The 12,405-nt window shown below is 68.0% G+C and carries 9 protein-coding genes and 1 tRNA gene; 7 read left to right on the top strand and 3 right to left on the bottom strand.

Annotation, left to right across the window (positions count from 1 at the left end; translation table 11 throughout):
• Positions 1-37: 37 nt before the first annotated feature.
• Both ACQR1Y_RS19350 and ACQR1Y_RS19345 read left to right on the top strand, forming a co-directional pair.
• Positions 38-376, top strand: coding sequence for a P-II family nitrogen regulator (locus tag ACQR1Y_RS19350; protein ID WP_006611147.1), 339 nt, complete (start codon positions 38-40; stop codon positions 374-376).
• A gap of 39 nt (positions 377-415) precedes the next feature.
• The gene (locus tag ACQR1Y_RS19345) at positions 416-1,918 is read left to right on the top strand and encodes an ammonium transporter (protein WP_434857857.1); all 1,503 of its coding nucleotides are present in this window, start codon (positions 416-418) and stop codon (positions 1,916-1,918) included.
• 1,449 nt (positions 1,919-3,367) lie between these two features.
• Here the strand turns inward: ACQR1Y_RS19345 and ACQR1Y_RS19340 are convergent.
• From ACQR1Y_RS19340 to tsaD, 3 genes are all read right to left on the bottom strand, one after another.
• Entirely contained in the window at positions 3,368-3,787 is a 420-nt protein-coding gene (locus tag ACQR1Y_RS19340; protein ID WP_434857858.1) for an EVE domain-containing protein, read from the bottom strand.
• Between the two features lie 152 nt (positions 3,788-3,939).
• Complete coding sequence (locus ACQR1Y_RS19335) at positions 3,940-4,920, bottom strand: NAD(P)H-dependent glycerol-3-phosphate dehydrogenase (RefSeq protein ID WP_434877808.1); 981 nt, start codon at positions 4,918-4,920, stop codon at positions 3,940-3,942.
• Between the two features lie 215 nt (positions 4,921-5,135).
• On the bottom strand, positions 5,136-6,203 hold the full coding sequence (gene tsaD, locus ACQR1Y_RS19330) for a tRNA (adenosine(37)-N6)-threonylcarbamoyltransferase complex transferase subunit TsaD (protein ID WP_434877685.1): 1,068 nt from the start codon (positions 6,201-6,203) through the stop codon (positions 5,136-5,138).
• Between the two features lie 139 nt (positions 6,204-6,342).
• Here tsaD and ACQR1Y_RS19325 point away from each other — a divergent pair, with 139 nt between their 5' ends.
• From ACQR1Y_RS19325 to ACQR1Y_RS19305, 5 genes are all read left to right on the top strand, one after another.
• A complete protein-coding gene (locus ACQR1Y_RS19325; RefSeq protein ID WP_434877686.1) occupies positions 6,343-7,083 on the top strand; it encodes a uroporphyrinogen-III synthase in 741 nt (246 codons plus the stop codon).
• A 50-nt stretch (positions 7,084-7,133) separates the two neighbouring features.
• Entirely contained in the window at positions 7,134-8,441 is a 1,308-nt protein-coding gene (locus ACQR1Y_RS19320; RefSeq protein WP_434877687.1) for a COG4223 family protein, read from the top strand.
• Positions 8,442-8,458: 17 nt separating this feature from the next.
• On the top strand, positions 8,459-10,381 hold the full coding sequence (locus ACQR1Y_RS19315) for a heme biosynthesis HemY N-terminal domain-containing protein (protein WP_434877688.1): 1,923 nt from the start codon (positions 8,459-8,461) through the stop codon (positions 10,379-10,381).
• A gap of 146 nt (positions 10,382-10,527) precedes the next feature.
• A tRNA-Thr gene (locus tag ACQR1Y_RS19310) sits at positions 10,528-10,603 on the top strand.
• 888 nt (positions 10,604-11,491) lie between these two features.
• A complete protein-coding gene (locus ACQR1Y_RS19305; RefSeq protein ID WP_434877689.1) occupies positions 11,492-12,301 on the top strand; it encodes a hypothetical protein in 810 nt (269 codons plus the stop codon).
• Positions 12,302-12,405 lie beyond the last annotated feature (104 nt).

Below are 12,405 nucleotides of genomic sequence, written 5' to 3'. Positions count from 1 at the left end.
GTAACGTCCGTGCCGGGCCCAAGCGGGGATAGGACCCATGAAAATTGTTATGGCGATCATTAAGCCATTCAAGCTCGAAGAAGTCCGGGACGCCCTGACCGCCATCGGCGTTCATGGTCTCACGGTGACCGAAGTGAAGGGCTACGGCCGGCAGAAAGGCCACACGGAAATCTACCGCGGCGCCGAATATGCGGTGAGCTTCCTGCCCAAGATCAAGATCGAGGTCGCGATCCCCTCGGACCAGGTCGACAAGACCATCGATGCGATCTCCTCGGCCGCCAAGACCGGCCAGATCGGCGACGGCAAGATTTTCGTCATCAGCCTCGACCACGCCGTGCGCATCCGCACCGGCGAAGCGGACGCTGCGGCTCTCTGATTTCGCGCTCAAACCAGAACACTTACGGAGTAGAAGAAAATGACGTTCAAGCGTCCAACCAGCGCGGGATGGGTTACGCTCGCAGTCGCAGGGCTCTGCGTCGCGGGCCTCGCCGATGTCGCCTTCGCTGAAGATGCGCCGGCCGCCGCTGCCGCAGCCGCCCCCGTTGCCAACAAGGGCGACGTCGCCTGGATGCTCGTGTCCAGCGCGCTCGTTCTGATGATGTCGGTCCCCGGCCTGGCGCTGTTCTATGGCGGCCTGGTCCGCACCAAGAACATGGCCTCGGTTCTCACCCAGGTGTTCGCGATCGTCGCCATGGTCGGCGTGGTCTGGACGCTCTACGGCTACTCGATGGCCTTCACCGACGGCGGCAGCATGACCTCGTGGGTCGGCGGCTTCTCCAAGGCCTTCCTGAAGGGCGTCGACGCCAACTCGGTGGTCCCGACCTTCTCCAACGGCGTCGTGATCCCGGAACTCGCCTACTTCGTGTTCCAGATGACCTTCGCGATGATCACCCCGGCCCTGATCGTCGGCGCCTTCGCCGAGCGCATCAAGTTCTCGGCGGTGATGCTGTTCGTGCTGCTCTGGGTCACCTTCATCTACTTCCCGATCGCGCACTGGGTCTGGTTCATCGCCGCTCCGGATGACGTCGCCGCCGCCGCCAAGGCCGTCGCCGCCGCCACCGATGCCGCCGCCAAGACCGCGGCCCAGGCCAAGCTCGACGAAGTCACCGGCGCTGTCGGCTGGCTCGCCGGTGCCGGCGCCCTGGACTTCGCGGGCGGCACCGTCGTCCACATCAACGCCGGCATCGCTGGCCTCGTGGGTGCGGTTCTCGTCGGCAAGCGCACCGGCTACGGCAAGGAGCTGATGGCTCCGCACTCGCTGACCATGACCATGATCGGCGCTGCCCTGCTGTGGGTCGGCTGGTTCGGCTTCAACGCCGGTTCGAACCTGGAGTCGAACGGTGTCACCGCGCTGGCCTTCGTTAACACGATGGTCGCCACCGCCGGTGCGGCGCTGTCCTGGCTGATCTGCGAATGGGCGGTCAAGGGCAAGCCCTCGCTGCTCGGCATCTGCTCGGGCGCGGTCGCCGGTCTCGTCGCCGTCACCCCGGCCTCCGGTCTCGCCGGTCCGATCGGCGCGCTGGTCCTCGGCCTGATCGTCTCCCCGATCTGCCTGTTCTTCGTCTCCACCGTGAAGAACGCTCTCGGCTATGACGACGCGCTGGACGTGTTCGGCGTCCACTGCATCGGCGGCATCATCGGCGCCCTGGCCACCGGCATCCTGGTCAACCCGGCTCTCGGCGGTGTCGGCATCACCGACTACACCAACGTCACCGGCAACAACGCCGGCACCTACGACTTCGCCACGCAGATGCTGGCGCAGATCAAGGCTGTCGTCGCCACGCTGCTGTGGTCCGGTATCGGTTCGGCGATCCTCTACAAGGTCGTCGACGTGATCATCGGCCTGCGCCCGACCGTCGAGCAGGAGCGCGAGGGTCTGGATATCACCGACCACGGCGAGCGCGCCTACAACTACTGAGTTCTCCCGGGACTTGGTCGTAAGCGACCAGGTCCGCAACTTCGGTTCGGGCAAATACCCGGCAATGCCCTGACCGTTGAGGGGCTCCAGCGCAAGCTGGGGCCCCTTTCTTTTTTGGTGCGCATCCCCGTCACGCGGGGCTCATGTCTGAAACCGGATGTAGGGGGCTCCCACCGGAGGAGAGGGCTATCGCATGTGGAGACGGGCCCTGTTCCAGCCAACACTCCCGCCGATTAGTTGCTCCGTCATGCCCGGGCTTGTCCCGGGCATCCACGTCGTTCTCAGGATGCCGACCGACGTGGATGCCCGGGACAAGCCCGGCCATGACGACGTGGAGAGAAACGAGTGCAAAACTTCGACGGTCATTTGCAACAGTCTTGCGGTCCAGCGGAGGGTGGGCGCCGTGCTCTTCTGTTCTCGTCGCGATCATGACAATCTTGGGTCAGCTGAATTCTGGACGAGCACACAACGTCTCGCGGCGCATCGACGCCCGAGTTCTGCTCACCGTCACCGCCCTCCTCAAAACAGAGGGCGCGGGGAAGGCCGGGCGCTGGCCGCGCCCGTGGCCCGCCTGCAGAAAATAAAGCAGGCGGCAGTCACCACAGGTCTGGCCGAGAACGCCCGGCCCTCCCCGCGCAACGGTTTTAACGGCTGCTTCGCGTTCTCCCTGGTGCGCCGGGCTTGTTGGCCACCATCCCCACGCGAAGCGAAGCCTCAACGTGAGTTGATATCAGCGTCGGGATATCAGGACCGCGCGACTTGACCGTGCGTGCATCCTTGTTCGTCCGCGCGATTAGCTCACGCTGCGTCGACACACGCCCATCGCATCCCACTGCCAACGTCTCGTGACGGTCGCGACACGCCCCTCATGCGGCAGCAGGGACGCGCGGAAATGTGCAGGTGATTTGCCCGACGACACAAGCGAGGATGATGCGACAAACTAACACGACGGGCAGTCTGTGCATGGAAGGTATGTCGGCGAGCAGCATGCGATGGATGTGATCTTGCCAAGAGATCATGTGAGCCGAGATGCCCGCCGCGTAGACGGTGCGCTCCCCTCCCCCTTGCGGGGAGGGGTTGGGGGTGGGGGTCCGCGCGCGATGATGTCAATGGCTTGCGGGGCGTCCGAACAAAATCGGCGACCTCATTGTTGAGAGCAAGCGAGGAGTCGGACTCTCATAAACTGCGGAGTTTGTGGACCCCCACCCCCGACCCCTCCCCGCAAGGGGGAGGGGAGCTCAGCGTCGTCGTGATCGGTAGCGGGGCTTTTAGTCGCCTCAGGAATTTTGCCGCTGCAGCGGATCGTCTGTCATGACGCTAGCCTTGCCGGTCAGACATTCGGGCAGGCGGTCCGGCAGGAGATCAGGACGCAGATGATCGAAGAGCGGTGCAAGAAGGGGCAGGATCTCTGACCGACATGACGGCCAGACTTGTTCGATCGCACGCTCGTCAGCCCGACACGCCGCCCAGCTTGCAGACGTGCTTCCACTCCTCCGGCGTCACCGGCTGCACCGACAGGCGCGACTGCTTGACCAGCGCCATCTCCGACAGCTTCGGGTCGGCCTTGATCGCGGCGAGCGTGACCGGGGTCTTGAACGGCTTGTGCGCCTTGATGTCGACGCAGACGAATTTGCCGGTCTTGTCGGTCGGATCGGGATAGGCCTCCTTGATGATCTCGGCGATGCCGACGATCTCCTTGCCCTCGTTGGAATGGTAGTAGAAGGCGAGCTCGCCCTTCTTCATCGCCACCAGATTCTGCCGCGCCGTGTAGTTGCGCACGCCGGTCCAGGCCTCGCCCTTGGCGCCCTTCTCGACCTGCTGGTCCCAGGACCACACCGAGGGTTCGGATTTCACCAGCCAGTAGCTCATCGCCGCTCTCTTTCAAATCGTCATCGCCGGGCATAGACGCGACGCGCGTATTTCGGAAGTGCGGGCCGCCTCGTCTCACAGCTTTGTTCATTATCCAAGACGGGAATGCCTACGACAAGCGCGGGCATGACGGCGTGGCAGCGCCTGCGCGCTCACTGCTCCGCCTTGAACGGCCGCAGCATCAGCGCCTCGATCGCGGCATCGATCGTGACCGCACCCGACAGGATCGCGGCCACCGCCTGCGCGACCGGCATCTCGACGCCGCGCGAGGCGGCGAGCTCGACCAGCACAGGGGCGGTGTACTGCCCCTCGGCGAGCTTGCCCGCCGGCAGCGGCTCGCCGCGGCCGAGCGCCAGACCGGCGGCGAAGTTGCGCGATTGCGGGCCGGCGCAGGTGAGGATGAGGTCGCCGAGGCCGGACAGGCCGGTCAGCGTCTCGCTGCGCGCGCCATAGGCGCGGCCGAGCCGCACCAGCTCGGCGAAGCCGCGCGTGGTCAGCGCCGCCAGCGCGGAGGCGCCGAGCTGGCGCCCGGCGACGATGCCGGCCGCGATCGCCAACACGTTCTTGGCGGCGCCGCCGATCTCGACGCCGCGCACGTCGGTCGAGTGATAGGGCCGGAAGGTCGGCGAGCCCAGTGCCTGGACGAGATCGGCTGCCAACGTCTCGTCGGGCGCGGCGAGCGTCACGGCCGTCGGCAGGCCGCGTGCGACATCGTCGGCGAAGCTCGGGCCGGAGAGGATGGCGGGCGTCGCGTTCGGCGCCGCCTCGGCGATGACCTCGGTCATGAATTTGTGGGTGCCGTGCTCGATGCCTTTGGCGCAGGCGATGACCGGCGTGGCGGGCGCAAGCAGCGGTGCGATGTGCATGACGGCGCCGCGCAGATGCTGCGCGGGGACGACGATGAGGATGGCAGAGGCGCGGGCGGCGGCGGCGAGATCGGCGGTAACGGCGATGCTGTCGGCGAGCGGAATGCCGAGCAGACGCGGGTTTTCGCGCGCAGCCGCGATGCGCGCGGCGTGATCGGAATCGCGGGCGAAGAGGGTGACGTCACGGCCGGCGCGCGCGGCGACGGCCGCGAGCGCGGTGCCCCAGGCACCGGCGCCGATGATGGAGATGGCTTGGAAGCGGGTCATCGACGACACGCGTCGTTGCGCTCCCTCTCCCCTTGTGGGTGAGGGTTGGGGAGGGGGGTGCCACGCGCGAGAGTCTTGGTGGGGCCACCCCCACCCCCGACCCCTCCCCGCAAGGGGGAGGGGAGCGCACCGAAGGTGGGGCGCCGGCTTGGGTCACCTTGCGCAGGGGCACGGATCGACCGTGAGCTCGCGGGTTCGGGCACTAGCGCCACGTCTCAAAACCCCGCGCGCGTTTTCGCGAACTTGCCCGGCACGGTCGCATTCGCGTCGAGCAGCCAGCGCGCCCGCGGGGCGGCATCCATGCCGTCGACGAGGCCGAGGGCGAGGCGCTCGGCGCCGGCCCAGGCGATCATGGCGCCGTTGTCGGTGCACAGCGCCGGCGGCGGCATGATCAGGCGGGTGCCCGCGGCTTGCGCGACATCGTCCAGCGCGGCGCGAATGGCCTGGTTGGCGGCGACGCCGCCGGCGGCGACCAGCGCGGTCGGGGCGCCGAAGCGCTGCTTGAACAGATCGAGGCCGACGCGCAAGCGGTCGGCGGTCGACTCCAGCACCGCGGCCTGGAAGCTGGCGCAGAGGTCGGCCACATCCTGCTCGCCCACGCTGTCCAATCGTCCGATCTCGGTGCGCACGGCCGTCTTCAGGCCAGACAGCGAGAAATTGGCGTCGCTGCGGCCCTGCATCGGACGCGGCAAAGCGAAACGCGTTGCGTCGCCGTTGCGCGCGGCCAGCTCCACTTGTGGTCCGCCGGGATAGGGCAGCCCGAGCATCTTGGCGACCTTGTCGAAGGCCTCGCCCATCGCGTCGTCGACGGTGGTGCCGAGCCGCACATAGTCGCCGACTCCGGCGACGGCGACGATCTGGGTGTGGCCGCCGGAGGCCAGGAACAGGCAATAGGGGAAGTCGATTGCATCGGTGAGACGCGGCGTCAGCGCATGCGCCTCGAGATGGTTGACCGCGATCAGCGGCGTGTCGTGCACCAGCGCGATCGCCTTCGCCGTGGTGAGACCGACGATGACGCCGCCGATCAGGCCCGGCCCCGCAGCGGCGGCCACGCCGGAGAGCGCGGCGTAGTCGACGCCGGCTTCGCGCATCGCGGCATCGATAAGATGGTCGAGCATGTCGACATGGGCACGCGCCGCGATCTCGGGAACCACACCGCCATAGATCGCGTGTTCATCGGTCTGCGAGCGCACCACATTCGAAAGGATTGTCCCCTTGCCGTCCGAATCACGCGCAACCACGGCCGCGGCGGTTTCGTCGCAGGTGGTTTCGATGCCGAGCACGAGCGTTTGCGAGTCGTTACCCAATCTCAACCCTTTGGTCATTATGTGTGCGGGAAACCGCCTAACACCACGAGGTCGCCAGGTGCAATCACCACGCCGTTGCAGCCCGGCCGATCCGTATTCGACGGGAGCATAGCACATGGCTGTGCTGGTGACCCGTCCCGCTCCCGACAATCAACGCACCGCCGCGGCCTTGCGTGCGCGCGGCTTCGAGGTGCTGCTGGCGCCGATGCTGCGATTCGAGCCGGTCGCGCTGCCGGCCGATGCGGGCCGCGATGTGGCGGGGGTCATCGTGACGTCGTCGAACGCGCTGCGCGCGGTCGCGCCGCAACTGCAGAGCTCCGCGCTGTTGCGCCTGCCCCTGTTCGCGGTCGGCGACCAGACCGCCGCGGCGGCGCGCGACGCGGGTTTCACGAACGTGATCTCCGCCGCCGGTGATGCCACGGCGCTGCGCGAGGTGATCACCAGCAGCCGCCTGGTCAAGGCCAAGGCCAACGTGAAGTCCACCCTGCTCTATCTCGCCGGCGCCGACATCTCGCGCGATCTCGCCGCCGAGCTGGCCGAGCGCGGCTTCGAGGTGATCACGCAGACCGTCTACCGCATGGCACCGGTCGCGGCACTGCCGCGCGAGGTCTGCGACGCCTTCGCGGCCAACGCGATTCAGGCGGTGCTGCATTATTCGCGGCGAAGTGCCGCGGCATTCGTGGCCGCGATCCGGGCCGAGGGCGTCGAAATCTCGGCGCTGGCGGTGCCGCATGGCTGCCTGTCGGCCAATATCGCCGAGGTGCTGCGTGATGCCGGGGCGACCCAGGTCACAATCCCAGCGCATCCGGATGAAAACGACATGCTGGAAGGGCTGACCCGTGCGCTGCAGACGTGAATGGCGTAAGAGGGCCTGCCCAGTCTTGCTTCAGCCAGGGAACCTCCATCATGGTCGATGAACCCGACACCGCTGCACCGGCCTCCGATCCCGGGCGGCCGAAACGGCCGCCGCCGACCATCGATCTCGAGGCGACCTCGCGCGAGGAACGCCCCGCGGCCAGCGAGAGCGCAGCCGAACATCGGCCGGCGGCGTCGCCGTGGTCGGCGCCGGCCGAGGCCGTCGCCGAGGGATCATCGGGCGCGGCGAGCCAGTCGCATCCGCATGGCGAGCCGGAGACCGAAACCGAGACTGCCGCGCCGGAGGAGACCGTCGCCGCGGCCGAGCCGCCGCGCGCCGACCTGCCGCCGCCTGCGCCACCGCGCCCGGTGTCGCCGTGGATCATCGCGCCGTTCTCCGGCGCGGCGGCCGCAGCCCTGGTCATCGGCGTCGGCTGGATGCTGGGCTGGCCGGCGGTGCAGCCGCCCTCGCCCACCACGCCGCTGTCGACCGCTGTCGACGAGCTCACCACGCGGGTCGCCGGGCTGGAGCAGCGCATCGGCAAGCCGGATACGGCCGTGACCGGCCGCATCGACGCGATCGACAAGGCGATCGCGGGCGTGCGGAGCGACGTCGCCGCATTGCGCAGTCAGAACGACAAGACGGTCGCGGCGCTGAACGACGTCAAGGCGCAGCCGCGCGATGGCGGCGCGTCCGTGCCCGCACCTGCCCCGGTCGATCTGTCCGGCCTCACCGCGCGCATCGAAGCGCTGGAGCGCGCCAGCAAGACCCAGAGCGCGGCGCTTGCCCAGGAGAGCCGCAAGCTGTCCGAGGCCGCCGAGGCGGCCAAGACCACCGACGACGCGCCGCTGCGCCGTGTGATTGCCGCCACCCTGCTCGACGTCGCCGTGCGCCACGGCGATCCCTATGGCCCGGCGCTGTCGACCGCGAAATCGCTGGCGGGAGACGCGGCGGCGCTGCAGCCGCTCGAGACCTTCGCCAAGAGCGGCGTGCCGAGCCAGGCCGCGCTCAGCCGCGAGCTGCTCACCATCGTGCCGAAGCTGACGCCGCCCGCGGCGGACGGTACCACCGGAACCTCGATCCTCAGCAAGCTCTCCGCCGGCGCGCAGAGCCTGGTCAAGGTCGAGCGCACCGATGGCGCCGGCACCGATCGCGGCGCCGTGGTGGCGCGGATCACCGCGGCTGCCCTGCGCAACGACGTCGCCGAGGCGCGGCGCGAGCTGAAGGGATTGTCGGCCGAGGATCGCGCGCCGGCCAATGACTGGCTCGCCAAGGCCGATGCACGCGACGCCGCGCTATCGACCGCCCGCAAATTCGCCGACGACGCGATGACCGCGCTCGCCAAACCCGCGCAATAGGACGCGCAAGGACGCACATGTTCCGGATCGTCATCTTCCTCATCCTGGTCGGGCTCGCGGCGGCGGGCTCGGCCTGGGTCGCCGAGCAGACCGGCGACGTCGTCTTGAACTGGGGCCCCTGGCGGGTCGCGATGACCCTGCCGGTGTTCGTGCTGGCGCTGGGCCTGACCATCGCGGCCTGCGTGCTGGTATGGAACCTGATCAGCGCGCTGCTGCGGGCGCCCGGCCGGATCCGTCACGCGCACCGCAACCGCCGCCATCAGCGCGGCCGCCACGCCATCACCCACGGCCTGCTCGCGATTGGCCATGGCGATTCGACGGCGGCGCGGCAGCATGCCGACATCGCCAAGCGGCTCGCCGGCGACGATCCGCTGACGCTTCTCCTGCATGCCCAGGCGGCGCAGCTCGAAGGCGACCGCGACGGCGCGCAGCGCGCCTTCCGCGCGATGGCCGAGCGCCACGACACCCGCCTGCTCGGCCTGCGCGGCCTGTTCATCGAGGCGCAGCGCGCCGACGACGCCTATTCGGCCGTCATGATCGCCGACGAGGCGCTGCGGCTGGCGCCCAACGCAACCTGGGCCTCGCATGCCGTGCTCGGCTTCCGCTGCGCGCAGGGCGACTGGGACGGCGCGCTTGCAATCCTCGACAGCAACTACACCGCCGGAATGATCGACAAGCCGACCTACCGCCGCCAGCGCGGCGTGCTGCTGACGGCGCGCGCGCTCGCGCTGGAGACCGAGAACCGCGATGTGTCGCGATCGAGCGCGATGGAAGCGGTCAAGCTGGCCCCGACCCTGGTGCCGGCCGCGGTGCTCGCGGCCAAGTTCGAGAGCGAGGCGCACCAGGTGCGGCGCGCGATGAAGATCATCGAGGCGGCCTGGGCCGCCTGCCCGCATCCCGATCTCGCCGACGCCTACGCCCATGTGCGGCTCGGCGATTCCGCGCGGCAGAGGCTGACGCGGGTGGAGAATCTCGCTGCCCGCACCAAGGGCCATGTCGAGGGTGCGCTGGCGGTGGCGCGCGCGGCGATCGACGCCTCCGAGTTCAGCCGCGCCCGCGAGGCGCTGGCGCCGTTCACCGAGGATCCGACCCAGCGCGTCGCCATGCTGATGGCCGAGCTGGAGCGCACCGAGAGCGGCGATGCCGGCAAGGCGCGCGAATGGACGCTGCGCGCGGTCCGCGCCCGCCACGACCCGGCCTGGACCGCCGACGGCTATGTCAGCGAGCGCTGGCAGCCGATCTCACCGGTCACCGGCCGCATCGACGCCTTCCAGTGGCAGACGCCGGTCGCGAGCCTGCCGTCGGAGCGCAACAGCGTGATCGAGAGCTCGGCCTTCGCCGAAGCCGTGCTGGCGCCGCCGGCCCGGCCGGTCATCGCCGAGGCCCCGGCCGAGCCGCCGCGCGACATGCCCTCACCGATGGTGATCGCCCCGGCCGTCCAGGACAACGTTCCGCCACGCCCCGCCGAGACCGCGCTTGCGGAGGCCCCGGTGGACAAGCCTGTTGGCGATTCCGTGGACAAGGCGCTGGAGAAGCCTGTCGAGAAGCCGGTGGACAACCCTGTTGAAAAGGCTGGGGATGGTCCGTTGATCGAGGCGACCGCGGTCACGCCCGTCGCGGTCGAGCCGGCGCCACCGCTGCAGGCCGCAGCCCCCGCCGAGCCGGACACAGCGGAGCCCGGCGAAGATATCGAGGCCGCGGACGTGCCGGCAAAACCGGCGGAGACGGCCGCGACCGCGCCGACGCCGCTGTTCCGGACCCGCAACGACCTCGCCAAGCCGCCGGAGACGCCGATCCAGGCCATCGTGCCGATCATGCGACCGCCGGACGATCCGGGGGTCGAGGACGACGACCAGCCGCGCGACGAATTCGCCGAGCAGATCGCCCCCAAGGTCCAGGCCGGCGGCTGGCGGGGCTTCTGGTCGCGCTTCGGCAACTAGCCGCGCGGAACCAGCATCACGGTGGCCACGAAATCGTCCGGGACGGTCCCCTCGCCCCCGACTTGTCCTTGCCAACGGGCCATCGGCCCGATATCAGGAGCGCGTTCGCGTGGTCCGGTCGTGCCGGACACGCGCTGCTATGGTTCGCCGCAATAGCTCAGTTGGTAGAGCACGTCATTCGTAATGACGGGGTCGGGGGTTCGAGTCCCTCTTGCGGCACCACGCTTCGCCCTTCGGGCTACGCGTGGCGCAGCCAAGCCGTAGCCCGTAGGGCGAAGCGTGGCCGGCGTAGCGTCTTCGCGAAGCCGGGCGTTTGAGCCCCCAAGCCTAGCTCGAGCCCCGCTCCCTGATCTCCGATAAACACTGTCAAACAGCACGCGACCTGCCGCAACCGCAGCTCACGTTGCCCATGCCACCGCGATCTCGCGGCCGGATCAGCCCGAGCTCTGCTTCATAAGGGCGTCCTCGTCGATTGAGAGGGCGCAGGGAAGGCCGAGTGCCGACTGGCACCCGCGGCCCCCGTGCGAAGGAAAATGCACGGGGCAGGAACCACAGGCTCAGCCGGAAACAACCCGGCCTTCCCTGCGCGATGGTTTGAACGGCTGCTCCGTGCTCTCCCAGGGGACCGGGCTTGATTGCCCCCGTCATCGACATCGTCGCCGACCAAGACACCAGCGTCGGGGTGTCGGGACCACACGGCTTGACCGTCCGCGAAACGACGTTCGTCCGCACCTCCATGAGATGCTGCGTCGCCCCGCGGCCACCGCTCCCCGCCGCAACGTCCCGTGACGATCGCGATACGCCCCTCTCAGTGCGGGCGGGATGGAGACATCAAACCACTGATTTGGGGGCGGCGTCAACAAAATTTCTGGTATTCGGAATTCGCGACCCGCTCACTTGCCGTATACACCGTCGGTCATTCCGTTTGGCCGCCATCAACTCGATGTCGAGGCTGATCTGGCTCGCGGGCGGCACGGCGAGAAATATGCAGCGTCACCGTAACTCGAAGCGATTCATCGAGCGCCAATCACGGGCCGCAGGCAATCTGCTACGCTTGCTACCTGATTTGTCTTTGCAGCCTTGCTTGAGCGCGCAGCCCATGAGGGGGACATGTACCAGACATTGGTGGATGCCATGCGAACGCTGGCCGAAGCCGGAGCCATCTTCGGGCTCGAAAGCTCGAGACATGGCGAACAGGAGTTCCAGATCGCTCTTGGTCGCAGGCTCGAACGGATGACTGGATCGGATGGCTGGACGTGGCGCTACGGCAACGAAAACGAAGAGCAGTACGAGACCGGGACCCTGGTGAACAAAGGCAGGATCGAGATCGATCTCGTCGGTCGGCATGACGAAAAAGGAATGGTCGCGATCGAATTGAAATACGTGCCCGTGAGTCTCAATCGTCGCGTGCCGAATGATCCGCCTGCTTTCCCTTATGATCTGGCGAAGGATTGCCTGCGACTGGATCTGCTTCGAGCTGGCCACTGCATGCCGGCGGGAAGATTGTCGTCGTATGCGGTACCCGACAGGCTCCAGACCTATGCCATCGGCATGACGAATTGGCCCGACTATTGGTTGGCGAGCAAGCCGAAGCTTGGGTGGGCATCGCACTTCTTCGATGCCATCCGCCCACCGGTGCGGTTCGAAGGCCTGATTAAGACCAAAGGGGCGAATCCAGAGAACACGATTGCACTGAAGCGTTGTCATATCGCGTTCGGGCGATCCTGGACGGGTGAGTGGCATTCCTACATCGAGCCATTCCGTTATCTCATCCTGCGTCCAGAATCCGATCTGGAGCCGCGGTGGACGCACGACCAGCTGCCGGCCGATGAGCAGTCCGCCACCGTGCCGTTCCTCAACACGGACGCACGAGACGGATGGCGTCAGCGCGCGCGGAAAATGGGGCATGCGTACGAGTAGCTCAGCGGCGTAGCTCCCAGGCCTGCGAATGTGCCGATGCCGGCCGCGGCGATCAGCGCGACGTTCGATCGAAGCAGTTGACAGGCGAGATCCTTCGCCAAGGG

Origin of the sequence: Bradyrhizobium sp. HKCCYLRH3099, assembly GCF_051167855.1 — a bacterium.
In the GTDB taxonomy this organism is placed as follows: domain Bacteria; phylum Pseudomonadota; class Alphaproteobacteria; order Rhizobiales; family Xanthobacteraceae; genus Bradyrhizobium.
The sequence above is the reverse complement of the archived record's forward strand: the minus strand, read 5'-3'. Positions and strand labels throughout refer to the sequence as shown.